Origin of the sequence: Halospeciosus flavus (genome assembly GCF_029814175.1) — an archaeon.
GTDB classification, from domain to species: Archaea; Halobacteriota; Halobacteria; order Halobacteriales; family Halobacteriaceae; genus Halospeciosus; species Halospeciosus flavus.
In genome coordinates this window covers 176,292-198,120 of sequence record NZ_CP122313.1, presented here as the reverse complement: position 1 = coordinate 198,120, position 21,829 = coordinate 176,292, and the positions used below count along the sequence as shown (strand labels likewise).

At 59.1% G+C, this 21,829-nt stretch carries 24 protein-coding genes and 2 pseudogenes; 13 read left to right on the top strand and 13 right to left on the bottom strand.

Going from position 1 to position 21,829, the window contains the following annotated elements; genetic code table 11:
* The first annotated feature begins 3 nt into the window (after window positions 1-3).
* Window positions 4-474, top strand: coding sequence for an arsenate-mycothiol transferase ArsC (locus tag P0Y33_RS17925; protein ID WP_254270709.1), 471 nt, complete (start codon window positions 4-6; stop codon window positions 472-474).
* Complete coding sequence (locus P0Y33_RS17920) at window positions 471-926, top strand: low molecular weight phosphatase family protein (protein ID WP_248653061.1); 456 nt, start codon at window positions 471-473, stop codon at window positions 924-926. Before P0Y33_RS17925 ends, P0Y33_RS17920 begins: the two co-directional genes overlap by 4 nt.
* A gap of 16 nt (window positions 927-942) precedes the next feature.
* Here the strand turns inward: P0Y33_RS17920 and P0Y33_RS17915 are convergent, their stop codons facing one another.
* Together P0Y33_RS17915 and P0Y33_RS17910 are read right to left on the bottom strand one after the other, a co-directional pair.
* Entirely contained in the window at window positions 943-1,536 is a 594-nt protein-coding gene (locus P0Y33_RS17915; RefSeq protein ID WP_279530186.1) for a helix-turn-helix domain-containing protein, read from the bottom strand.
* Window positions 1,537-1,769: 233 nt separating this feature from the next.
* Window positions 1,770-1,907, bottom strand: a complete 138-nt coding sequence (locus P0Y33_RS17910; RefSeq protein WP_248653063.1) for a hypothetical protein — start codon at window positions 1,905-1,907, stop codon at window positions 1,770-1,772.
* Window positions 1,908-2,158: 251 nt separating this feature from the next.
* Between P0Y33_RS17910 and P0Y33_RS17905 the strand changes: the two genes are divergently transcribed.
* The 6 genes and pseudogenes from P0Y33_RS17905 (at window position 2,159) to P0Y33_RS17880 (ending at window position 7,029) form a co-directional block, all read left to right on the top strand.
* Complete coding sequence (locus P0Y33_RS17905; protein WP_279530185.1) at window positions 2,159-2,755, top strand: hypothetical protein; 597 nt, start codon at window positions 2,159-2,161, stop codon at window positions 2,753-2,755.
* A 74-nt stretch (window positions 2,756-2,829) separates the two neighbouring features.
* A complete protein-coding gene (locus tag P0Y33_RS17900) occupies window positions 2,830-4,650 on the top strand; it encodes an ABC transporter ATP-binding protein (RefSeq protein WP_279530184.1) in 1,821 nt (606 codons plus the stop codon).
* Entirely contained in the window at window positions 4,647-5,438 is a 792-nt protein-coding gene (locus tag P0Y33_RS17895; RefSeq protein ID WP_248653066.1) for an energy-coupling factor transporter transmembrane component T family protein, read from the top strand. Before P0Y33_RS17900 ends, P0Y33_RS17895 begins: the two co-directional genes overlap by 4 nt.
* Before the next feature lie 2 nt (window positions 5,439-5,440).
* The gene (locus P0Y33_RS17890) at window positions 5,441-5,887 is read left to right on the top strand and encodes a hypothetical protein (protein WP_248653067.1); all 447 of its coding nucleotides are present in this window, start codon (window positions 5,441-5,443) and stop codon (window positions 5,885-5,887) included.
* Window positions 5,888-5,911: 24 nt separating this feature from the next.
* A pseudogene (locus tag P0Y33_RS17885) lies at window positions 5,912-6,031 on the top strand (PhoU domain-containing protein); the annotation flags it as partial.
* A gap of 2 nt (window positions 6,032-6,033) precedes the next feature.
* Window positions 6,034-7,029 carry a phosphate signaling complex PhoU family protein gene (locus P0Y33_RS17880; RefSeq protein ID WP_279530183.1) on the top strand — a complete coding sequence of 332 codons (996 nt, stop codon included), beginning with the start codon at window positions 6,034-6,036 and terminating at the stop codon, window positions 7,027-7,029.
* Between the two features lie 28 nt (window positions 7,030-7,057).
* Here the strand turns inward: P0Y33_RS17880 and P0Y33_RS17875 are convergent, their stop codons facing one another.
* A complete protein-coding gene (locus P0Y33_RS17875) occupies window positions 7,058-7,279 on the bottom strand; it encodes a hypothetical protein (RefSeq protein ID WP_279530182.1) in 222 nt (73 codons plus the stop codon).
* Between the two features lie 140 nt (window positions 7,280-7,419).
* On the opposite strand from P0Y33_RS17875, the gene P0Y33_RS17870 reads away from it, so the two are divergent.
* The gene (locus P0Y33_RS17870) at window positions 7,420-8,742 is read left to right on the top strand and encodes an RNA-guided endonuclease InsQ/TnpB family protein (protein WP_279530181.1); all 1,323 of its coding nucleotides are present in this window, start codon (window positions 7,420-7,422) and stop codon (window positions 8,740-8,742) included.
* 115 nt (window positions 8,743-8,857) lie between these two features.
* Here the strand turns inward: P0Y33_RS17870 and lpdA are convergent, their stop codons facing one another.
* From lpdA to merA, 3 genes are read right to left on the bottom strand one after another with little or no spacing between them, the layout of a single operon-like run.
* A complete protein-coding gene (gene lpdA, locus P0Y33_RS17865; RefSeq protein ID WP_279530180.1) occupies window positions 8,858-10,243 on the bottom strand; it encodes a dihydrolipoyl dehydrogenase in 1,386 nt (461 codons plus the stop codon).
* Window positions 10,243-10,692, bottom strand: coding sequence for a putative iron-sulfur cluster-binding metallochaperone (locus P0Y33_RS17860; protein ID WP_279530179.1), 450 nt, complete (start codon window positions 10,690-10,692; stop codon window positions 10,243-10,245). Before P0Y33_RS17860 ends, lpdA begins: the two co-directional genes overlap by 1 nt.
* 38 nt (window positions 10,693-10,730) lie before the next feature.
* Window positions 10,731-12,188, bottom strand: coding sequence for a mercury(II) reductase (merA, locus tag P0Y33_RS17855; RefSeq protein WP_279530354.1), 1,458 nt, complete (start codon window positions 12,186-12,188; stop codon window positions 10,731-10,733).
* Window positions 12,189-12,307: 119 nt separating this feature from the next.
* On the opposite strand from merA, the gene P0Y33_RS17850 reads away from it, so the two are divergent.
* The gene (locus P0Y33_RS17850) at window positions 12,308-12,673 is read left to right on the top strand and encodes an ArsR/SmtB family transcription factor (RefSeq protein ID WP_279530178.1); all 366 of its coding nucleotides are present in this window, start codon (window positions 12,308-12,310) and stop codon (window positions 12,671-12,673) included.
* Between the two features lie 667 nt (window positions 12,674-13,340).
* Here the strand turns inward: P0Y33_RS17850 and P0Y33_RS17845 are convergent.
* From P0Y33_RS17845 to P0Y33_RS17835, 3 genes and pseudogenes are all read right to left on the bottom strand, one after another.
* Window positions 13,341-13,751, bottom strand: a pseudogene (locus P0Y33_RS17845) (hypothetical protein); the annotation flags it as partial.
* Entirely contained in the window at window positions 13,748-14,260 is a 513-nt protein-coding gene (locus P0Y33_RS17840; protein ID WP_279530177.1) for a winged helix-turn-helix domain-containing protein, read from the bottom strand. The pseudogene P0Y33_RS17845 and the gene P0Y33_RS17840, both read right to left, overlap by 4 nt.
* A 77-nt stretch (window positions 14,261-14,337) precedes the next feature.
* Window positions 14,338-15,264 (bottom strand): transcription initiation factor IIB, encoded by a 927-nt coding sequence (locus P0Y33_RS17835; RefSeq protein ID WP_279530176.1) that lies wholly within the window; start codon window positions 15,262-15,264, stop codon window positions 14,338-14,340.
* A gap of 128 nt (window positions 15,265-15,392) precedes the next feature.
* Here P0Y33_RS17835 and P0Y33_RS17830 point away from each other — a divergent pair, with 128 nt between their 5' ends.
* Window positions 15,393-16,772, top strand: coding sequence for a DUF5677 domain-containing protein (locus P0Y33_RS17830; protein WP_279530175.1), 1,380 nt, complete (start codon window positions 15,393-15,395; stop codon window positions 16,770-16,772).
* A gap of 107 nt (window positions 16,773-16,879) precedes the next feature.
* Here P0Y33_RS17830 and P0Y33_RS17825 read toward each other — a convergent pair whose 3' ends face one another.
* The 3 genes from P0Y33_RS17825 to P0Y33_RS17815 form a co-directional block, all read right to left on the bottom strand.
* On the bottom strand, window positions 16,880-17,746 hold the full coding sequence (locus P0Y33_RS17825; RefSeq protein WP_279530353.1) for a DNA-binding protein: 867 nt from the start codon (window positions 17,744-17,746) through the stop codon (window positions 16,880-16,882).
* Between the two features lie 614 nt (window positions 17,747-18,360).
* Window positions 18,361-19,602 (bottom strand): RNA-guided endonuclease InsQ/TnpB family protein, encoded by a 1,242-nt coding sequence (locus P0Y33_RS17820; protein ID WP_279530174.1) that lies wholly within the window; start codon window positions 19,600-19,602, stop codon window positions 18,361-18,363.
* Window positions 19,599-19,775, bottom strand: coding sequence for a hypothetical protein (locus P0Y33_RS17815; RefSeq protein ID WP_279530173.1), 177 nt, complete (start codon window positions 19,773-19,775; stop codon window positions 19,599-19,601). The genes P0Y33_RS17820 and P0Y33_RS17815 overlap by 4 nt, the downstream gene beginning before the upstream one ends.
* A gap of 248 nt (window positions 19,776-20,023) precedes the next feature.
* Between P0Y33_RS17815 and P0Y33_RS17810 the strand changes: the two genes are divergently transcribed.
* Complete coding sequence (locus tag P0Y33_RS17810; protein WP_279530172.1) at window positions 20,024-20,674, top strand: hypothetical protein; 651 nt, start codon at window positions 20,024-20,026, stop codon at window positions 20,672-20,674.
* 512 nt (window positions 20,675-21,186) lie between these two features.
* Here P0Y33_RS17810 and P0Y33_RS17805 read toward each other — a convergent pair.
* Window positions 21,187-21,447, bottom strand: coding sequence for a HalOD1 output domain-containing protein (locus P0Y33_RS17805; RefSeq protein ID WP_279530171.1), 261 nt, complete (start codon window positions 21,445-21,447; stop codon window positions 21,187-21,189).
* 121 nt (window positions 21,448-21,568) lie between these two features.
* Between P0Y33_RS17805 and P0Y33_RS17800 the strand changes: the two genes are divergently transcribed.
* Entirely contained in the window at window positions 21,569-21,829 is a 261-nt protein-coding gene (locus tag P0Y33_RS17800) for a MarR family transcriptional regulator (RefSeq protein WP_279530170.1), read from the top strand.

Genomic DNA, 21,829 nt, shown 5'->3' with positions numbered 1-21,829 from the left:
CCAATGATTCCCCAGACAAACTCCGTTGATCCCCTTCGCCTCGCGTTCGTCTGCGTGGAAAACGCGGGTCGAAGTCAGATCGCGGCCGCCATCGCTGAAACCCAAGTTCAGATCCAGGACCGAACGGATATCGAGATCCTCAGCGGTGGGACGGACCCAGCAGAGGAGATCTATCCGGCCGTAATCGACGTAATGCGGGAGAAAGGCTATGACCTGTCGACGCGGACACCGACACAGATCTCCCGCGAGACCCTCAAGGGGTGTGATGTCGTCGCCTTGATGGGGTGTTCGTTGTCGGTCGATGACCTTCCAGTGGGAGTGGTCGTTCGTGACTGGGGGTTCATCGATCCGGCGGATGCTGATACGGAGTCTGTATGGGCGATCAGTACAGAGATCGAACAGCGCGTTATCGAACTAATTGCCGACCTGCCGACCGAAGCGGAACGAAGAAACCACACACACCAGATACAATGACTGAACACAGCGACACCGATCCGATTCGAATCGCCTTTATGTGCGTCCAGAATGCTGGCCGCTCCCAAATGTCCACGGCATTTGCGGAGCGTGAACGGGAGCGACGTGGACTTGAAGACCGCGTCGAAATCCTCACCGGAGGGACGCATCCGGCCGACCACGTGCACGACGAAGTCGTCAACGTGATGGAAGAGGCGGGGTTCGATCTCTCCGAGCGGACGCCACGAGAGATCACGCTGGACGAACTGCGCTCCTGCGACTACGTTGCCACGATGGGCTGCTCGACACTCGACGTCGGCGAAGTCGGTGACGACGTCGATATCCGTGATTGGGCGCTGGAGGACCCTGACGGACAGGATCCTGATCGGGTGCGCGACATCCGCGATGAAATCGAACAGCGGGTTCGTAGTCTATTCGATGAAATTGAAGCCACCGAAGCTGCAACGTCATAATTCGATAGAGTAGATACTATGGGTTAGACTCTGAGTTCACTGAATGGACGATTGTATTTTCGAGGATGTTCTTTTCTCCGTACCGTAGTCTCGCTATCACAGCCTGCTGTGTAATCCCTAATAACTCGCCGAGTTCCTCTAGAGTGATTTTCCGAGGTGTCTCAAAATAGCCCTCCGTATACGCGAGTGCTAATGCTTCGTGCTGCTTGTCTGTGAGATTGTACTCCTGCGAATTGAAAATCTGGAGTTGGGTCGGGAACCGGGTCAACCGAACACCGAAATCGTTCTCTTGGCAGTACGCTTGAAATGTGGAGAGCTGTTCAGCTGATTCGGCTCGAAGTCGAAACGTCCACTTGTTTGGAGTTGACTGTGCCGATTCGAGCTCGACAGCTGCCTTCGTGATTCCGACACAGATACTCTCATGGTCGTTGTGCAAGCGTGCGGTGTAGAGAGACTCTTCGTCGAGTGAATCAAGCAGTTCTACAGAGTGGAAAACGTCATGATCTGATAATTCAGATGCCGCTGGTGAATTTGACCGCGTACTCAACCAGAAATAGATGCTAATGGATGTATCGCTCTGTTTCAGCTGTTCTATCTCAACGTCCACCATTGGGTACTCAGCAAACACGTTTCCAATGGGAAACTGAGCGGATTGACTGGTGAATTCTGCCACAGTGGGCATCATGTGAAGACTGAGCCCGTACCCCTCTATCTCTTACCAATTATGACAACTGTGAGTGCCATAGGCGAATGTACGGCTCTATATGGGCCCCATCGCCACGTTTCTTGAAAACGTGTACGTGTGACAGAAGTAAGTGTCTGCGCCGAACCGTTATGAACCGGTCAATTCATATCTTCAAAATCGGCCAATTCGTAGTCTCGGTTTACAGTTGCGATACGATCGACAATCACATCGTGGAATGCGAGGCCCCCGAAGACGACGATCCCGAGGACCGCCGATATCACGAACTCTGGTATCATATGTACGGCTATACACCACTCTGTAAAGAGCGTGTTGTGGATTATCCAGACTCGTCCTCTTGGGCCAAATAGCTGGGTCGACACCACGGTCGGTATCTCGTTACCGGGGCAAGGGAGCGTTCGATATGTGGTCTAAATACTACCATATACCACTCGGGATAGTAATGGTGGATTGGGTCCCCTCCACATTCGTTAGTACTCGACCGTACACCTCATAGCAGCCTTCTTTAAATACTAAATCTGAATCCCATATGATGTCACAGGCTACAGCCTCTGAACGGGGGAAATCATCCTCCTTCACGACCGACGTCGATCTGACGAACCTCGTGGTCATCGCGGGGCTCACGGCCGTACTGTTCGCGGGGGCACTGGCGATTGGGGAGGGCCTCGGCGAAATCCCACCGGACATCGACTGGAAAGCGTTCTTCGTGGTGTACACGGTAATCGTATTCGTCCCGTGGGGGACGCCGACCATCGCCGCGGCCGTCGGGGCAACCATCGCGGAGGGTATCCTCGACTTCTTCGAGGGTATTGAACCGGACGAGCCGTTCGGGTGGACCGGATATATTGTCGGATTCACTGTCGCTGGCTACTTCATGAAGGACCCGAGCAACAAGGTCAAGCTCGCCATCGGTGCGGTGCTCGGGGCATTCATCCAGTTCGCCATCGAGGGGTTGAGCCTCATCATCATTTCCGGCGATGCGACGTCTGTGTACCTGACGGCACTCGCGGGTAACACTGTTACGCACGGAATTATACTCGGTGCGATTCCGCTAATCCCGATCGTCGGCGCACTCCGTGGCCGGATGGAGCGCGTGCTTGCTCCGGCGGCACAGCAGGCCGACTAACGGTCTTTCGTCCCTCATTTCCATATTCACACGCATGGATAGATACCAAACATCAGGTGGTAACGAGAGGATCGATGATACGAGCTGAGGAGTTCACGTTCCAGTATCCGACGCAAGACACGACCGCGCTTGACCGCCTTTCCTTCAAGGTCGACGAGGGAGAAGTCCTGGGCGTCGTCGGGCCGGTCGAAGCGGGGAAGACGACGCTCGCGATGGCGCTCGCGAGTTTCGCGCCGCAGAACACTGGCGGGAGTACCGACGGCACCCTTACGATCGCTGGTCGGGACCCCCGCGAGGCAACGGACAACCAGGTGGCGATGGTGTTCGAGGATTACTCCGCCCAGCTCACGCAGGTTCGCGTCATCGACGAGGTCATCGCCCCGCTCGTGAATCGTGGCATACCCCGCAGGGAGGCGATCAAACGCGCCCGTGAGTTGCTCGACGACGTCCGACTGGACGGTATTGAGGAGACGAAGTTCTCGTGGGAGCTCTCGGGAGGACAGCAACAGCGGCTCGCCATCGCCGCCGCTCTCGCGATCGACCCCGACGTGATGATCTTCGACACGGCCACGGATATGCTCGACCCAGCAGGCCAGGACGAAGTCGCGAACCTCATCGCGTCGCTCAAGGGTGACAAGACCCTCGTCGTCACCGACAACGATCCCGATGCGCTGGTCGGCATCGCCGACAAACTGCTCGTCCTCAACGACAGTGAACAGGCCGCGTTTGGCCCCGCTGACGACCTCCTACGGGACGCTGACCTCCTCGAAAACATAGGAGTGGCTCCGCCCGTCTGTGTTCGCATCGCGCGGGAGGTAGGGCTGTCCAAATCACCCCTCACGCCCGGGGAGTTCCTCGACGCGCTAGATACGGATACGTCATCAAACCAGTCCGAACCGGTTGGTCATGTACGGGGCGCTGACGCGGAAGAAGCTGACATGACGTCTTCGGATTTCGGAAAATCTCTCCTCAGTACGGACGGAATTGGGCATGACGGTGAAGTCGAAGGGGAGACCGTCTCTGACCTTGGAGATCCACTACTGCGCGCAGAGGACGTGCGATACGAATACGGTTCGAACGCAGTTGCCGTCGAGGACGTGGCGTTCTCCGTTCGGGGGGGTGAGGTTCACGCGATCATCGGCGGGAACGGTGCCGGGAAGACCACGTTCAGCAAGCTCCTCGTCGGGCTGTTCAAGCCTGACGACGGCACGATGCTCGTCGACGGTAAATCGACAGACGGTCGGACAGCTCGCGACATCGCGGAGTCCGTCGGTATCACCCTCCAGAATCCGGACGAACAGCTTTCGGAGCAGACTGTCGAGAAGGAGATCCGCTTCCCGCTGGAGAAGCGCCGGTACGAGCGGACCGGCTTCCTCGGACTCTCGAAACGCGAACGTTACGACGAGGCGTTCATCGAAGAGCGAGTCGCGGAGGTGTGTGATCTCGTCGGCCTCTCCGAGGACATCATGCAAGAGGACCCGATGTTCCTGCCCCGCGGCGTCCGCCGACAGGTGACTGTGGCGACCGCGCTCGCCCCCGACCCGGACGTGCTGGTCCTCGACGAACCCGTCGCGGGGGTCGACGGGACCGCCCGCAGGCACATGACCCGTGCCATCGAGCGACTGCGCCAGCAAGGGAAAGGCGTCGTCGTCATCGACCACGACATGGATTTCGTCTGTGAGGTCGCCGACACAGTTACCGTTCTCCATGAGGGACAGGTGGCGATGCAGGGGCCGACCCACGAGGTGTTCGGCCCTGACAACTGGGAGTGGTTATCGAGTCACCACATGCGTCCGCCCCGGGCTGCCAGACTCGCACGGCGGGTCGGTATCGAGGCGCTCACCGCCGACGAGTTTGTCGCGGCGTTCGTGCCCCAACTGGAGGTGTCGGGATGAAGCGACGCGTACCGGTCATCTACAACGACCGTGACACCTGGTTCCACCGGCGCGATCCACGGGCGAAGCTCGGCGTCTTCGTGCTGATGCTCCTGTACATGTACCTTGCGCCGACGTGGGAGTGGATGCTGGCGATGGTGGTCGTCGGTCTTGGGTTGGTCATCGTTGCGAGAGTGCCACCGCTCTGGATCGGGGCCCTCCTCGCGCTGCAGGTCACCAACGTAATCGGTATCCTCGCGTTCCCGGCAATAGAGCGGATGGTGACCGGCGGAAGCGCGTTTGGCGGTGACTTCGATTTCGGACTGAAACTCGCGTTCTCATGGCAGGCCGCCCTGTTGATCAGTGCGAGTCTGTTCACCACGATGGAGTTGACCGAGATCACCGACGGGCTCCGTGGCCTAGGCGTTCCGGAACTCGCCTGTTTCACACTCGAGTATGTCTTCCTGCTGTTCTACGTCACCATTAGCGACCTCTTCCGGATTATGGACGGGATGAAAGTGAAGGGGCTCGGTATCGAGACGAAGAACCCGATCAAATTCGCCCGCAATATGCCCAGTCTGGCGGTCCCGATGTTTATGTCGGTCCTCCAGCGGTCGAACACGATGATGTCCGTCCTGCAGATGCGGGGTTACTCGTTCTCCCGTGGGGACCGCGAGCTCCGTCACGACCTGAAGTTCGACGCCGGTGACGTCCTCCTGTTCGGAACCGGAGTGCTCGTCCTCGGTGGCACCGTCGCGGTGAATTTCGGATTCCTCACGGTTCCCATCCTTCCCTCACCGACTCCCTAACTATGACCGACAATACAGAACCCGTCTCGCAATCGACCGGCGGTGGTTCAATCGTGAACGTCAACCCGAGTACGGCCGAGGGGCGAAGCCGAGTCCTCCTGTTCGGTGGACTCGCGTGGCTCGCACTCGGTCACCTCGTCGACATCGCCTTGGTCGTGTGGGGTGGAGTCGGTCTCATCGCTGTCGCCTTCGCCCTCAACACTGCCGGGAAGGTCGTCCACTACCGCTCACTGTCGATCCCGTCACGAGACCATCTAACACTGTCAGCAACGTGGACGCTGCTCGCAGTCACCGTCGTCGCACTGCTGGCGAACTTTGCGCATACCCGATACGGTCCCGGTGACGGGGCGTACTTCTGGTCGCTGGCGGTTGCCGGCGTTGGCTTCGGATTGCTCCATATGGCAGCACAATCGAAGTACCTCCCCGAGAGTGCGGTACAGACAGACTAGTAACGGACGACACGCTCATGGAAGGACGACGTCTCACGGTTACTGCTCACGATTCGAGACCTCGAACGAGTCGCCGACCACGGCGTCAATATCGCCGCCAGGACCCTATACCTCGTCGACAGTAATCCGGAACTGATCTACTGACGATGGAAACCAGAAAAATCCAACAAGTTGGTGGCGGCACGTACACTGTCTCCATCCCTGTTCAGTGGGCGAACGACCACGATATCGAGGCGGGCAATACTGCCTATCTTTACACACATCGTGACGGTTCCCTCGTGGTTCGCTGGAACGAGAAAGAACACAGTGAACTCGCGACAACCGACATCGAACTGGACGATACTGCTCCGGAAGTTGCCGAACGGATGCTAGTAGCCGCGTATTCGGCAGGCTTCAAGAAGATACAGCTTCGCAATTCGGAGGGATTGTCGTCCGCACAGCGACGAGCGATCGACACCTGTACTCGCGGTCTCACGGGTGTTGAGATCACCGAAGAATCGACTCACCACGTAACCGTGCAGGGGTTGTTGGATGCCAGCGACGTCTCGATCCGTCAGTCTACTATTCAGTTACAGTACATCACGCTGTCGATGTACCAGGCCGCATTGGATTTCTTTGCAGGAGAGTCGACTGAATCTGAACACATCATCACCCGGGATGACGAAGCTGATCGTATCTTTCACCTCATTACACGCCATTTCAACCGGTCGCTACTGGATTTGGCAGAACTCGATCTGCTTGGAATTACTCGGCCACAGCTGTTCGAATACTACGTCACGGCACGCCAATTAGAACGAATAGCGGATCATGCAGCCAAGATTGCGCGGTGTGTCCAACGGACCGAGTATACCGTCTCCGAGGAGTTAGTGACCGAATCGAGAGCGATTGGTGAGAATGCTCGTCAGGTTGTCGAAGAGGCTTCTGATGCTATTATTAATGGAGAGTCAACAGAAATGGCGCACTCAGCCCTCGATGACTGTGAACATGTTATCCAAGAGGCGAGGAACTTGGATCGCACATTAATTGATCATTCTCCAGAAGAGGCCTACATTTTGACTCGTGTGCTTGACAGCATCATTCGAACCGCGAAGTATGGCGGAAATATTGCTGAAATAGCCCTTCGAATTTCGCTCCGGGCGTAGCGGGGTATTCTGACATGATTTCAGAGTCTCACTCTTGGTCTTCACACAGCTCTTCAGCCTTCCACTTGGGCCGTCGCAGAATCTGTGTCCGATTCTGGTAGGCGTTCTCGTAGGCAACATACTCTTGCAGAGTCTCTATATCGGGAATCGTCGCGATACCAGCCTCAACCAATCGGTAATTCGGTGCTTCGAGACGCTTCTCGGGCGGGAATTCTGCCGGTGATCCAGATTCCCTTGACGAGTCATCCATTCTGAACGCCTCCACCGTATGAGGGCGTGAAAAGACAGCACGCGCCGTGGTATCGCTCACTCGGCGCTACTGCTCTCGAGGAGACGGTCTGGGTTCTTTGCCCCCTCAACGAATGTGGTCCCCTTATACAGCGTTTCGAGATGTTGGAACTCCACCGCACCCATCGAGCGAAAATCCTCAACCACGCACAGGTAGAGGAGTCGCTTGACCGACACGGGTGGTCGGCCAGCAAGCTCTGGAACGTCGCTAACTACCACTCCCGCCAAGTGTGGGGGGACACGGGCGAGATTCCTGATCACGGCGACCTCAAACGCGAGTTGAAAGGTCACACAAACTACAAAGGGCTGCATTCGCAGTCCAGTCAGCGCGTTCTGGAGGAACTCGCTGAAGCCTTCAACTCGTGGTACGGCAAGAGGAAGTCCGATGACCGAGCGAATCCTCCCGGCTATCGCAAGAAAAACTACTACGACTCACAAGGCCGTCGCGTCCACGAAGAACACCCGCGTTCCACCGTAATGTGGAAGCAGAACGGTATCCGTCACGACACCACGAACAACCGTGTCCGCCTCTCAAAAGGGGCGAATCACAAAGACCACCCACGAGACTGGGACTACATCCTTGTCGAGTACGAAACCCGCCCCGGTGTAGAGGTTGAGAATCTCCAACAGGTTCGCGCCGTCTACGACAAGGCGAAGGGGCGATGGGAACTGCATCTCGTCTGCAAAGACGAAATAGAGACTCCCAACGCCCCCGGAAACGAAACGGCGGGCATCGACCTTGGGATCTGTAACTTCGCGGCGATCGCATACAGTACCGAGAACGCAGACCTGTATCCCGGCAACCGCTTGAAACAAGACGGGTATTACTTCCCGAAAGAAATCGCCAAATGCGACGATTCAGGTGGCGAAGAAGCCACCCGATTGCACCACAAGTGGTCGGAGCGCCGCACCCACTTCTTCCATTCCATAGCGAAACACATCGTAGAACGGTGTGTCAAGAAAGAAGTAGGGCGTATCAACATCGGGAAACTCGCCGATATTCGAGAGGATGAGAACGGCGACTCGAAGAACTGGGGCAAGCACGGGAATCTCGACCTGCACGGGTGGGCGTTCGACCGATTCACCAACATCCTCGAATACAAGGCGAAGGTCGAGGGAATCAAAGTCGTAGAAGTTTCAGAGCGCGACACGAGTATGTCGTGTTGCGTGTGCGGTATAGAAAACGATAGTCAGCGCGTTGAACGTGGTCTGTATGTGTGTGAGGACTGTAATGCGGCGTTCAACGCTGACGTGAACGGGGCGGAGAACATCCGGCTCGATATCAACGACGAAAGTAACTCCGAGTCTTTGGCCAATTTGGACGAGGATAGGAGTACCGGCTGGTTGGCACAGCCCGAAGTCTACCTTCATGACTTGTCCACCGGATTCCAACCGCAGGAACAAGTGGTAGACTGCAAACCCTAATATCCCAAATGCGATCGGGATTACTCCGCGTTCACGCGGAGGAGGATGTCAAAGCGCTGTGTGAGGGCGGCGAAGTCCAAAAATCGGAAGTTACCGCGAACTCTATTCGAACGCATTACGACGGCTTATGAGCACCACCAGCAGCGGAGTTGATGCTCTCGGGGAGCGTGGGGTGGATGTGCATCGTCTCGGCGATCTGTTCGGCGGTCGCGCCGAGTTCGATGGCGAGGACGAGTTCGTGGACGATTTCGGCACCCTGTTCGCCCACGACGTGCGCTCCGAGTAGTTCATCCGTGTCGGCATCCGTGACGAGTTTGACGAACCCCTCGGTTTCGCCGAGCGCCTTCGGCTTACCCTGTTCGTCGAAGTCTTGGCGACCTATCCCGACCTCGTAACCTTGCTCCTGTGCTTCCTGCTCGGTCAGGCCGACGTGGCCGACTTGGGGGTCGGTGAACACCGCCCACGGGACCGTTCGACCCTCGGTGCTGATCTCCTCGTCTTTCGCGAGATGCCGATACAGGAGATCAGCGTCGTCGCGAGCGGAATGGGTGAACATCGGCGGCCCACTTACGTCGCCGATGGCGTAGACGCCGTCAGCAGTCGTTCTGAAGCTGTCGTCGGTTTCGACGAACCCGCGCTCGTCGGTTTCAATTCCCGCCTTGTCGAGCCCGATTCCATCGGTATTCGGCTGGCGCCCCGCGGCGAGCAGAACGTCCGAGGCTGTCGTCTCGACGGGTCCGTCCGGTCCGTCGGCCGCGACGATTACGTCGTCGCCGTCCGATGCGAGCGTCGTCACGGGTGTCTCGGTGTGAACATCGATTTCCTCTTGGGTGAACACGTCCTCGATCACGGTGCTTACGTCCGGTTCCTCACGAGGAAGGAGCCGGTCACCACGCTGGAAGATGGTTACGTCTGCCCCGAACCGACTGTACATTTGCGCGTACTCGGCGCCGACGTAGCCGCCGCCGATCACGACCAGCGACTCCGGCACCTCGTCGAGAAACAGCATGTCGGTGCTGTCGAGCACTTCGACCTCGTCAAGGCCGTCGATCGGTGGTCGCAGCGGGCGGGCACCCGTGTTGATGACGATCCGGTCGGCCGTGAGTGTCCGGTCTCCAACGTGGAGTTCGTGGGCCGATTCGAAGACACCGTGGTCCTCCAGGAGATCGATGTTCTCGTTCTCGTCGACGTTGTCGTAGGCACCCTCGCGGATGCTTTCGACGATGTCGTCTTTCCGCTGGACAATGGTGTCCATGTCTGCGGTAATCTCGCCGTCGATACTGATTCCGAACTCTTCACTGCGGCGGGCTAGATTCGCGACTTCTGCACTTCGAAGCATTGTCTTCGTGGGGATACAGCCGCGATTCAGACAGGTTCCACCGAGGAGATCCTCCTCGACGAGGGCCGTGTCCATGCCGGAATGCGCACACTTCATCGCGACCGGGAGGCCGGCCATCCCGCCTCCCAAGACGAGCAAGTCGTAGTCGTGCTCGTTACTCATCAGTCCGCGACCTCAGTTTTCGCCTCGTCGATCGCCTTGCGGACGTTCGCGAGACAGCAGCCGCCGAGCGGGCTCTTCCAGCGGCAAGCACATTCCTCGGCCTGGACGCGTTCGGTGATCCACTCGTCGATGTTCGTCTCACCGTCTACTTCGATGTCCTCGCGAACGTGTTGCTTGTCGTAGCCGAAGCAGTAGCAGAGCGGGTAGGGGTCGGCGTCGGCGTCGAGCTTAAAATTCGCCCGCACCCGAATCACGTCGGTCTCGAACTGCTGGTCAAGCTCATCGGCAAAATAGACGACCGGACAGTCCTGAGTCTTGCAGATCCGATACTGAACGTCGTCTTCGATGTCCTGGTTACCGAACGGTTCGACCATGTTTCGGACGGTCTCGGTGGGGATCTGGCGCGCGTCGGTTCCACATTCTGGACAGGGTTCAGTTGGTGAAGGCATATGTGTGTATTGTGGGTGGTTGGCATTAGTAGCCGGGACTATTCGACGCAGCAGCTCATCGTCGAGGTATCTCGGCGGAACGCTTGGCAGGCGTGTTTGAACGCCTCGCTGAACGTCGGGAACGGATGCACTGTGTCGATGATATCGTCGACAGTCAGGCCGAACTTCACGGCTAGCGTTGCTTCCATGATCATGTCGGCGGCACGGGGCCCGACTATGTGGACACCGACGATCTCGTCGGTCTCATGATGCTTGACGACCTGCACGAGTCCATCCGTGTTCTTGACGGCTTTCGCCCGCGGGACGTCCTCCATCTGGACAGTACGGCACGAACAAGTACCGTGCTTGTCCATGTACTCCAGTTCGGTCGTCCCAACGGAGGCGACTTCGGGGCTGGTGAACACAACTGCTGGAACCGAATCGTAGTCGATGCTAACGCCTTCGTCGCCGAAGGAGTTCTTGACGGCGTGATTGCCTTCCTTGGCGGCGACCGTTTCGAGTTCGGGTTCGCCGATCACGTCGCCGGCGGCGTACACGTCCGGGTTCGTCGTCTGGAAGTGCTCGTCAACGTGAATTGTCCCGTCGTCGTTCGTTTCGACCCCCACAGTTTCCAGGCCGATCCCCTTGCTGTTTGGCTGGACGCCGGTCGCGACGAACAACGCGTCCGCGGTGACCGTCCGCTTGGTACCATCGAGAGTTGTCTCGACAGCGACGCCTGACTGTATCGCTTCGGCCCCACCATCGGCTGCTGGTGCGCGGGCCCGCTGGAAGTCATTGCCAGCAACCACCTCGATGCCTTCCTCCTCGAAAGCACGCTGCATCTCGCGACCCAGTTGGCCTTCCATCGCCGAGAGGACGCGCTCGGAGCGCTGGAGAATAGTCACCTCCACGCCGACACGGTGGAGGATCTGGCCCCATTCGAGTGCGATGTAGCCGCCCCCGATGATGACGATGCTTTCGGGGAGGTCACGCTCCTCGAGGATGGTCTCGCTCGTGTAGTAATCAACGTCGTCAAGCCCGTCGATGGGCGGTGCCCAGGGCGAACTCCCGGTCGCGACGAGCGCTTTATTCCCGGTGATGCACGCACCCTCGTCCGCACCATCGACGACTTCGATGGTCGTGTCGTCGACCAACTCCCCGTAGCCCTCGTAGATGTCGGTCTCGAAGTGGTCGGCGACGTCGACGTAGTTCGACTGCCGAAATTGTTCAACAAGAGCATTAGTCCCATCCAAGGCGGCAGACCATTCGACGGTCGGCTCGTCGTCACTATACCGAACGGCATCGAACGGGTTGTCCTGCGGTGCAAAGGCGCTCTCACCGAGTGCCAGCAGATGCTTGCTGGGGACACAGCCGACGTTCACACAGGTGCCACCAAGCGGCAGGCCAGTATTGACTAGTGCCGTCGAGAGACCACGGTCACTCGCTTCGGTAATCGCGGCAAACGACGCTGCACCACCGCCGAGAATCACGAGATCGTATTCGGTTGGTTCTCCCATTCCTATAGTCGTTGGACTGTTTGGTTCTTTAGTGTTCCGTTCTATAAGCCTATAGATAGGTGATCCTGGCTGACGACGATCCGCAAGGACTATATCCAAATAGAAGTTTGATTATTGTAATGAGTGTTAATCTCCTCCAGGCGAACGACGATGTGAACGAGGCCCGGGCCAACATCTTCAGCGCGCTCGGTGATCCAACCAGACTCCGGATCTTCCAGACACTCGTCGAGGCGGACGAACCACTCAACGTCAGCGAACTGTGCGACTGCACCGACCTCGGGACGAATCTGGTTTCGCATCACCTCCAGTGTCTCAAGAACTGCCAGCTCGTCGACGCGGAGCGCGATGGCCGCAAGAAATACTACGAGGTGAGCCGGCCAGAAGCCGTCGAAATGCTCTCACTGGCCGATAATTGTATTCGCCAGAATATCGAGAGTGTTCTCGGGTGCGAGATCGTCACCGAGGCTGAAACCGATGAGCAGTGACGCTGACTCGTGGCTCCCGTATGCGGGGGTCGGTGGCCTCGTCGCGTGCTGTCTCGGCCTTGAACTGCTCGGCGGGGCGGTGGTACTTGGTGGGCTCGCGGCCGCAATTGGCCTCTCGACGGGCGTGACGTATCTGGCGGTTGTCGGCCTGGGCGGGTTGGTCGCGCTGGGACTCGCCGCTGGCTATCACCATATCGTGGGGGTGAACGATGGGCTCGTCAGCTGATGAGTCCCAGTGGGGGCTCCTCGGACTTGCAGGCGTCCTCGGGCTCTGTTGTATCGGTACTGCGACTCTCGCAGGCGGGGCCGCAGTCGCTGGGGGGACAGCCGCTGGCGCGACTGCTGTCAGCGGTGCCGCAAGTGGACTCGGGGGTATCCTCGTGACCGCCCTCGTCACTGCATTGCCGCTACTCGTCATCGGGCTGGTTCTCCGACGGAGGGGAGGACAATGACCGACGGTACGTGTCCGGTCTGTGGCGACGACTTCGGCGCCAGTGGCGCGTTGAGCGACCACGCCTGGGATGCACACGACGCCTGCCGGTACTGTGGTGAGGAGCTGACCACGGAGGATGAGCTGTATGTTCACTGGCTGGCCCGGCATAAGGGGGAACTCTCGCGGGTCGATCGCAAGCGAGCCGAGTCCGAGGTCGGTCCGTTGACGTTCGGCATTCTCGTACGCTGCTCGCCACATCGCATGTACGGCACGAGTGACGAGTGACACCTCGGTCACGTCGATACAGGACGGCTCGGCGGCCGTCGTCGCGGCCTCGGGCGGAGGGTGGAAATGAATCTCAGGAGAGTGTGCATTTGGGTGGCGATCGAAGCGCCAGTTGACGCCGTCACTATCGACGTAGTGGAACGAATACATCCCTAGTTCGCTCCACTGGATATCGAGCCGGGCGCTGTCGGCGCCGCCGAGCCCATCGCTAAGAGTGATCTGCAGTTCCGTGGGGGCGACAACATCATCGTACGACGTTGTGTCGACGAGCGGCTCGAGTTCGAGCCAAAGGTCACGGATCCGCTGGAGCGCCGGAAGGTAGATCGGCCCGAACTCGCCGGCGCGGTCGTCGTCGGTCATACGGCGAGCTGGTGGCTGGCCTCGTCGTAGGCGAGTGCGGCTTGGGCAACGGCGAGATTCTGCCGCGTCGTACGCCACGCGGTGAGGTCGTCCCAGCCCTCCGTCTCGTCGGCGTCGAGTTGCTGGGCGAGTTCTTCCGGCGACACCACGTCGTAGCGGTCCTCGTAGCGCCGGATTTCAGCCTTCATGTCTTGAATACTGTCGAGCAACTCCGGCCGAGTGACTTCCTCGCGCAGCTCGCGGATCCGGGACATCAACACCCGGTCGCTGTTGCGCTTGTACAGCGTCGTTTGGCCGTCCGGTTCCGTCTCGGCGAACCCTGTGTTCACCAGCGTCTTGCAGTGGCGACGTGCCGTCGGCTCGCTCACGAGGGCCCGGTCGGCGATCTCGGCGGCCGACTGCCCGTCGTGGGTCTGTTCGACGATTTCGTACACACGTTCAAACGGTGTGGTGTCGTCTTTCCAGTCCGCTTTGACCTGCTCGTTGACGTCGTCCCACGTCTCGGTCATACTGGGTGCTATGCGCGCTATGAACAAATAGTTTCCTGAGAAAACTATCTAACGGCAATAGTTGTGCAGGTGCGTTGTCAGGCTACCTGCTCCTCTAACGTCTCGTGATGCGTCCGAACCGTAGTTGGCGTGACGTTCCCTGTCTCCGCGACGTCGCTTTGCGTCACCCACTGCTCCAGTTCTTGCCCGGCTTTGTAGAGACAGGCCGCCGCGAACCCGGCCGGATGAACGCCCGTCGTGACGCCGCGCTCCTCGGCCTGCTCCGCGAGGGTTCGAGCCCGCTGTCGGATCTCGTCCGGACACTCGAGGTCCGAAGCGAGTCGCGGCACGAACATGCTGGGGGAGACGGGCTCAGCGGGGAGGCCCAGCTCCTCGTTCAGCGTTTTGTACGCGTTCGTGACCCGTGACTCCGCGACGCGGGCCATCTCGCTGACGTCGTCCACTAACCGCGAGAGGCCGTTGCACCGGCAGGCTCCGTAGACGCTGGCCGCGGCAATGGCCTCGATGGATCTGCCACGAAGCAGATCCTCGTTCTGGGTGCTCCGGAAGAGCTGACACGCCTGGTCGCGGACCGAATCAGAGAGTTCGAGCGCACTCGCCAACCGACGCACCTCGCCCAGTCCGTGGGCGAGATTCCGTTCTGCTTTCGACCGCCAGCGCCCCCGGGTCTGCTCACGGCGCATCCGCGCGAGTCGCCGTCGCTTCTGCGCCGAGAGTTCGTTCCCCTTCGCGTCGGTACCGCGACCGATCTCCGTCGACAGGCCGCGATCGTGGCGGGCCGCAGTAAGTGGGGCACCCGTTCGCTCGCGCTCCTCCTCGTCGTACGCCCGCCACTCCGGCCCGTGATCGATACGCTGTTCGTCGATGACTAGGCCACAGTCCTCGCAGACCGTTTCGACCGCGTTCGTGGTGACTCGGCCGTCGCACTCGGGACACTGGTTCGCACTCGATTCCGTTCGGACGTCCTCGTCGAATCCGCTCTCGTAGATGTCTCTGGTTGCCATCGTTCTCACCGTGTTCAGGGAACTCGCCAGTACAGCGAGCCCCTCACCCATCGAGGGGTAAATAGACTCCAATTGCTCCCAAAGCTCCATCATCTACTCTGCTGAAACACGAGAAAGAGTAATTCAGAATGCCCAACGATACTGACCCACTCTCTCAGGCAATCCACGACCAGCTTCTGGAACTTCTTCAGGAAGGAGAACTCGACGAGGAACCCACCGAAGACGAGATCGCGGAAGCTACCAGCGAGGTCATTGAGGCTGTTGGGGATAGTATGTACCAGCAGGTCCGCGAGGATGACGAGGGATTGCGACGGCTCTATGAAACCAAGGCAGAATTTCAGCGCGGGATCGAAGATCGCTGGGGGGAACCTTTGGAACTGCTTGAACGGTTCATTATCTGGTCGCAAGAAACGGGTGATGCAATTAACTCGGAATATCGGCTACAGGCAGCTCAGGAACAGGACTTCGTATTTGACGCTCTGACTCGACTTCACGCACGGGCAGCACAGGTCGCGATGGAGATCCACCACCTGCTCAAAGGCGGATTTGCTGATGGAGCCTTTGCCCGATGGCGATCCCTTCACGAACTCTCGATTACCACTACCTTCATCAAGCAAGCAGGCTCCGACACAGCCGAGCGTTTTCTGCACTACCGGTATCTCTGGGAATACTACTTCGCTCAGACGTATCAAGAACACGCAGACGACCTTGATGAGGAACAGATCGATGATGAGACGATGGCGTCACTCGAAGAGGGGAAAGTGGAGCTGGTAGAGCGGTTTGGATCCGATTTCGACGATAACGGGTACGGAACCGGGTGGGCGGCAGACGCATACGAGGGTGGTGGCGGGCCGTCGATTAGGGGCCTCCAGGAAGCTGGCGATCTGAACCATTACCAGCCATATTACCGGCTAGCCAGCGAATCGGTCCATGGGGGATCGAAGGGGACGCTTGACCGACTCGGTATCATCGATATACCCGACATTGAACAGCCCGACCTCCTACTGGCTGGCCCGTCGAACGCAGGGTTGGACCGTCCAGGCCAGTTAACGGCGGTCTCCTTGGCGCAAATCACGTTTGCGTTCATCGAGTGGCAGTCGTCTGCGACCCATGTGGCGGAAATGAAGGGAATGGAACAACTCGTAAGCGACATCCAAGATGCGTTCGCAGCGGCTGCCGAAGAACTAGAGGAGGACGAACGAGACCGACTGGAGGAGTGGGCCGATCAAGATATCGTCGATATTGCTCTAAACTACGTCGGCGCGCCAGTGCTGTTCACCGATGAGTTCGTACGTGAGCAGACCGAGTTCGAGTCACAATCGGCGTTTGAGAACGCGCTTCCGATCTACCTTGACGAGATGACGGATGTATACGATCTTCCAGAGACCGTGGACACAACGATTCGAGATAATTCCGATTACAGCTCCCTCGAAGAACTGGTTGATGCTGCTTTCGAAGAATGGGTTTACCGAGAGGTCGACCTCTCTGAGTTCGATGTCGATTCGTGATTGAGGTCGTGGCTGCGCGCGCAGCGAAGCGAGCACGGAGCGGAGGGTGGGGCGGCGGGGCCTGGGTCGGTCCGGCAGACAGCAAAAAAGAGGGTCGCCTCGACTGGCTATTCTTCCCACCACCGACCGCGCTCCGGGAACTCGATCCGCGACCACCCGGTCAGCGCGATTGAGCACCGGCCTTCGTACCAGTTCTTGGCTGCTGCCCGAAACCGGACCGTTTCGCCTTCCTGCACGACCGTCTGGTTGCTCTTGTTCCAAACGGTGAACTTGATTTTCCCGCTGTCATCCGCTATCAGCCCGACTTGCTGGATGCTCGTTGAGGAAGGCTCCCAGAGGGTTTCGATGGTTCCTTCGACCGTCACCTCACCGACCGGGACGTCCGGTACGTCCGCGATGGGCACGATCGCCCCCGGCGCCGCCTTCAGTTCCTCGAGTGTCTCCAGCACCGCCTTCGTGACGTCCTGACCGCGCTGCACCTTCTCGGCCAGCTGCTTCGCGATGACCGCTCTCGACCAGCCGCCCTGCACCTCGTCGCTGATCCGCATCGCCTGCTCGTTGACCGCCGCGAGTTCGTCTTGCGTCAGCTTCTCTCGGGGATCCGTGCGCTCCGCCGGCGCCGGCTCGTCCCGGCCACACTGCTCGCTGACGACCTCTCGCGTGCGCTGCTCCCGACCGTCCTGCGTTCCCAGCTCGGCCTGGGCACTGATGCGCTCTAGCTCGGCTTCCCGCGCCCGAATGCGCTCCTCCTGTTCGAGGGTGACACCGTGAATCCGGTCCTCGCTCGTGTCCGCGATCCCGTCCGGGTGGTTCGCATCGACCTTGGCCTGCGTCTCCTGCTCGACCGCCGCCTCGAACTCCGGCGTCTCGTCGACGACCGGGAAGCCGTCTTCATCGACCGTCTCACCGCCCGCTTTCTCGAATGCCTGTTCATCGACCGAAACGACCTTTCCGCTAGCGTTGTTACTAGACATTGGAATCGACCTGATTCCGAAGGCGCTCACGCGCCGACACCGCGATGCTACTACATCGCGGTTTTCCGACGACAACGACCGACAGAACCATCTGCGCGCTCTCGCTCGCGCCTTCGCGAGCGCCCTACCGGGCGCGAGCGAGAGCGCGCCTGCATGAGGTGGCCCCAACCAGCACCGCGCGCCGACCCGCCCGGAGCGAGCGGCCAGCGGAGAAAGCGTGGGGGGTGAGCAGCCACGCCGCGCAATCCCCCGCGCTTTCCCGCTGGCGCCGAGGGCACATCCATTTTAGCCCGGCAGTCCGCCCGCTACTGCAGGCAGACCGCCCGGAATGGTCGGTCGCGAGCGACGCGAAGGGCGGAACGCGGCGAGCGGTGCGAGCCGTAGAGTACCACACCAGCCAGCCGAGAGAGACTAATGCCGGCTCAATAAACCGCAACTGAGTCGTTCGGTCAACTGCCGAATTCCGGCCAAACAACGCTCAAGAAGAGCGGTACTGAAAGCGCTAGCAGCTGGAAAAGCGAGCGACCAGCGGATCGACATCCACTCCGCGTACACGGAGCGTCCGCTCGCTGGTGTCACGACGACACCACGGCGGCACCTTGCGGGTCTGTGCGCTATTCGTTGGGAGCCACCGCGTCTTCCTCGACAGGGAACCACTGGTGGTCGTCCCACTGGAACCGCACGGGCCGTGCCGTCGGCCTGACCGCAGTGTTCGTCGCCTGTTCGAGCAGCGTCCGCGACGCGACGAGGTCGGCGTGCCCCTCAAAGCCACACGGACAAGTCAGCGTCTCGCGATGCCGGCGCGTCCGCTCTTGCTCTCCGCACTCCGGACACGTCTGGGAGGTCCACGCCTCGGAGAGTGAGGCCACCTCGATGCCGTACTCCTCGCAGACGTTTGCGAGCTGGTCGAGACACTGCCGGTGCGCCCAGAAGGTACGCGCTTTGAGGTTCGCCTCGACCGACCAGTATTCGCCAAGGACGCCGGTGAGGTCGCCGTGATAGATGGTTTCGACGCCATCGCCGTGGAGTCGCTCAACCAGATCACGAAGAAGCGCGTTTACGGCGTGGTCGCGCCGGCGGGACCGCTTCCGATAGAGCCGCTGGATTCGGTTGCTGGTCTGCTGTCCATCCGGCAGCTTCGCTTTGGCGTCGGCGATGCGCTCGGTCGTCTCATGAAACTGCCGAAACGGCTCCTGGCCACTGTACCAGTATTGGTCACCAGCCGACGTCGTACACGCGACGAGGACGTTCGCGCCGATATCGAGCGCGGCGACGTCCGTCCCCGTCGGCGTCGCCTGCTCGCTCTCGGGGACCGTCACCGGCTGGTGTGCGCGATACGTCTCGTCGACGTCGTCGTAGGTGAGATGGAGACGGCCCTGCTCGCCCTGCCAGTGCGGCTCACCACGAACCGCAACCCGGAGCCGTTCGAACTGACTAAAGCCGTACTCGGCTTTGAGCTGGCTGCCGATTGGGACCTCCAGCCGGGAGCGCTCGCCCCAAGAAATCGTGTAGCCGTCGTTGCGAATGTAGGTCCGTAGATCGCGCCCGTCGGCGTGGTTGCCCCAGTAGCCGGGTGGACTGACCTCCTGGTCGGCTTCTTCAACCGTTTCGAAGAACGACCGCCAGGCAGCGTCGTTGACGCGGGTGACCTGCTGGGTCGTCGCCGATCCCAACACGTCGACGTACTCGTCGTAGTAGTCCGCACAGTCCCAGACGCTCTCGCCGGCGAAGAACTGCTGCCGGCGCGCATATGTCAGCTGGTTCCAGAGGCTCGCTGACGCATCAAGGAGCCGGTGGAGGACGGCCTCGTCTTGTTCCGATTGCGGGACGACCTCGAAGGTGTTGGTCCGTCTCATCGCTCTGACTCATCCCACATTCGCGGCACGTAGCCGAGGTGTTCGATGTCGTCCGCGTAGTCCCGAAGGAGCCCGATCAGGACGATTTCTGGAACACCGTTCTCGGCCTGTTCGACTAACCACTCCTCCAGTTCGACTTCAGCCTCCTCGATCTCGTTCAGTTCGACCGCCATCGGTTATCGCTCCTCCGGCTGTCGATACACCTGTCGCTGGTGGTGGTGTCGCATCTTGAATCACCTGTGCTGTACAGGCACGACCGACCGCGCCTGCACCCTTCGCAGGCGCTCAAAAACATCACCGCACTACACGGTCAGAATGAGGTGGTGTAGACCCGGTGTTACACTTTGTCTGATGTGGTAAGAACAGTAGTCCGCCCTAATACGACCCACATTAATACCATAACAGAATAGATAATAATCAGATGAAAATCACACGCCGAAGACTGCTCGCGTCAACAGCGTCCCTGACTGCACTTGCCGGATGTTCCTCCGACAACACAGACCAGCAGCAAACATCTACCACCACCCTCTCTAACGACGTATTCGATGCTGACCTCCCTGATCCGGAAGTCACCGAACTTGTGGCACCCGAAAGTCAACTCGTCTCTATTGACCAGCCCAGTCAGAACACACTCTCCGTGACTATCCAGAATACCGGAGATAGCGGAAATATCGCAATTGCCCTGTTCTGGAAGATGGATGAGAATGCAACTGAGCCAGATAACGTCGGATTTCTGCACGAGGGGTACGAACGTGAGCGAAAACAAGCCCTCTACTTCAATAGCAGCGAACGGAGGACTGTAGATATGACGGCATCACCCCCAGATGATGCCCTTGGATATATGTTTGTTACACAACCCTCGACTCACGGTGCTAAGATAACTAATCGCGGTGTTGACGGCGATGTGACGGCGACACTAACGTATAATGCGGTATCTATGGGGGGTGAAAAAACGAAGGAAAAGACTGTATCCATCGGGAGTGACAAGACGGAGACCGTGTTGTTCGAGGGTGCTGTTTCCACAGAGGATGACTGGACGATTTCAGCGGAGGCAGCGCAGATAGATAGTTAAAGACGATACTCGTTGTCCATATTGGCGTCCGCATTATATACTATTTCACGGAGTGTGCGACATTCAATATCGGTCTCCTCGTCATCCAGAAATTCAGTCATTATGTTAGCCCTCCAGCGACAGATCCACTGTACTACTGACCAGTTCGTTCGTCCAGGTATTCGATAAAACAATTATCTAGTGAACAGTTCTTTGGCACCTTGATCAGAGCTCTCCCAGTCGAGGGGTGAGCAGCTACGCCGCGCAACCCCTCGCGCTTACCCGCTGGCGCCGAGGGCACATGCACTTTAGCCCGGAACGGGCGCGGGCGGTGTGGAGAGCGCCCGCACGCCCGGAATGGTCGGTCGCGAGCGACGCGGAGGGCGGCAGCGGCGAGCGGGGCGGGCCGTCACGTACGCACCCGTTCGGCCGGCTACGTCGCTAAGCCAGCCTTCCACTGTCCTGGTGGACTCAGAAAGGGCGAGGCGGCCGAGGGCTTTCAGGGATGGTATGCGTCTCCGCGACGGGAAGCGCTACTCACTGCCTGTATCAGGTTGATCCTCGACGACGACGTCCACCCCTTCCGGTGACACGTCGAGTTGAATCCCCTCGACGGTGAACTGGACAGCGATATCCTCATCAGACGAAGCAACCAACTGTTCGAGCGCCTCGACGTCAACGTAATCGTGGAGCTGGTAGGTGTCGTCCTCGAGCCCACACGTCTCCAGCGTCTCAATAATCTCGACGAGAAGGTCATTCGATCCGCCCGAACTGTCCGATGGAGGGGAATGCATCTGAACGCTCGAGGGTTAGGTTGGCAGGCGTATAAAACGTAAGGAGTCAATTGTAGAAGCGCTACGCTTTGCTAATTGACTTAGCGCGTTCGGGATAGCGTCAGCGCAACCAGAAGTGATTATGCGCTTTGACGCCGACTGGATGTCACGCGCCGATGATCGCATTCTGGAGCATCTTGCTGAAGAGGGCCCCGATACCCCGAAGGAAATGGCTGACAGTGACCGCGTCCGGTTCTCTCGACAGCACATCAACGCCCGCTGTAAAACACTCGTCACCTACGGTCTCCTCGTTCATCTCGGAAACGGTGTCTATGATATCACTAGGAAAGGGAAACAGTATCTCGCCGGCGAACTCGACGCTCGTGACCTCAAGGGCGAATGA

Coding starts and splice junctions, on each gene's coding strand:
- P0Y33_RS17925 (WP_254270709.1), top strand. CDS start 4: ATGATTCCCCAGACAAACTCCGTTGATCCCCTTCGCCTCGCGTTCGTC.
- P0Y33_RS17920 (WP_248653061.1), top strand. CDS start 471: ATGACTGAACACAGCGACACCGATCCGATTCGAATCGCCTTTATGTGC.
- P0Y33_RS17915 (WP_279530186.1), bottom strand. CDS start 1,536: ATGGTGGACGTTGAGATAGAACAGCTGAAACAGAGCGATACATCCATT.
- P0Y33_RS17910 (WP_248653063.1), bottom strand. CDS start 1,907: ATGATACCAGAGTTCGTGATATCGGCGGTCCTCGGGATCGTCGTCTTC.
- P0Y33_RS17905 (WP_279530185.1), top strand. CDS start 2,159: ATGATGTCACAGGCTACAGCCTCTGAACGGGGGAAATCATCCTCCTTC.
- P0Y33_RS17900 (WP_279530184.1), top strand. CDS start 2,830: ATGATACGAGCTGAGGAGTTCACGTTCCAGTATCCGACGCAAGACACG.
- P0Y33_RS17895 (WP_248653066.1), top strand. CDS start 4,647: ATGAAGCGACGCGTACCGGTCATCTACAACGACCGTGACACCTGGTTC.
- P0Y33_RS17890 (WP_248653067.1), top strand. CDS start 5,441: ATGACCGACAATACAGAACCCGTCTCGCAATCGACCGGCGGTGGTTCA.
- P0Y33_RS17880 (WP_279530183.1), top strand. CDS start 6,034: ATGGAAACCAGAAAAATCCAACAAGTTGGTGGCGGCACGTACACTGTC.
- P0Y33_RS17875 (WP_279530182.1), bottom strand. CDS start 7,279: ATGGATGACTCGTCAAGGGAATCTGGATCACCGGCAGAATTCCCGCCC.
- P0Y33_RS17870 (WP_279530181.1), top strand. CDS start 7,420: ATGTTGGAACTCCACCGCACCCATCGAGCGAAAATCCTCAACCACGCA.
- lpdA (WP_279530180.1), bottom strand. CDS start 10,243: ATGAGTAACGAGCACGACTACGACTTGCTCGTCTTGGGAGGCGGGATG.
- P0Y33_RS17860 (WP_279530179.1), bottom strand. CDS start 10,692: ATGCCTTCACCAACTGAACCCTGTCCAGAATGTGGAACCGACGCGCGC.
- merA (WP_279530354.1), bottom strand. CDS start 12,188: ATGGGAGAACCAACCGAATACGATCTCGTGATTCTCGGCGGTGGTGCA.
- P0Y33_RS17850 (WP_279530178.1), top strand. CDS start 12,308: ATGAGTGTTAATCTCCTCCAGGCGAACGACGATGTGAACGAGGCCCGG.
- P0Y33_RS17840 (WP_279530177.1), bottom strand. CDS start 14,260: ATGACCGAGACGTGGGACGACGTCAACGAGCAGGTCAAAGCGGACTGG.
- P0Y33_RS17835 (WP_279530176.1), bottom strand. CDS start 15,264: ATGGCAACCAGAGACATCTACGAGAGCGGATTCGACGAGGACGTCCGA.
- P0Y33_RS17830 (WP_279530175.1), top strand. CDS start 15,393: ATGCCCAACGATACTGACCCACTCTCTCAGGCAATCCACGACCAGCTT.
- P0Y33_RS17825 (WP_279530353.1), bottom strand. CDS start 17,746: ATGTCTAGTAACAACGCTAGCGGAAAGGTCGTTTCGGTCGATGAACAG.
- P0Y33_RS17820 (WP_279530174.1), bottom strand. CDS start 19,602: ATGAGACGGACCAACACCTTCGAGGTCGTCCCGCAATCGGAACAAGAC.
- P0Y33_RS17815 (WP_279530173.1), bottom strand. CDS start 19,775: ATGGCGGTCGAACTGAACGAGATCGAGGAGGCTGAAGTCGAACTGGAG.
- P0Y33_RS17810 (WP_279530172.1), top strand. CDS start 20,024: ATGAAAATCACACGCCGAAGACTGCTCGCGTCAACAGCGTCCCTGACT.
- P0Y33_RS17805 (WP_279530171.1), bottom strand. CDS start 21,447: ATGCATTCCCCTCCATCGGACAGTTCGGGCGGATCGAATGACCTTCTC.
- P0Y33_RS17800 (WP_279530170.1), top strand. CDS start 21,569: ATGCGCTTTGACGCCGACTGGATGTCACGCGCCGATGATCGCATTCTG.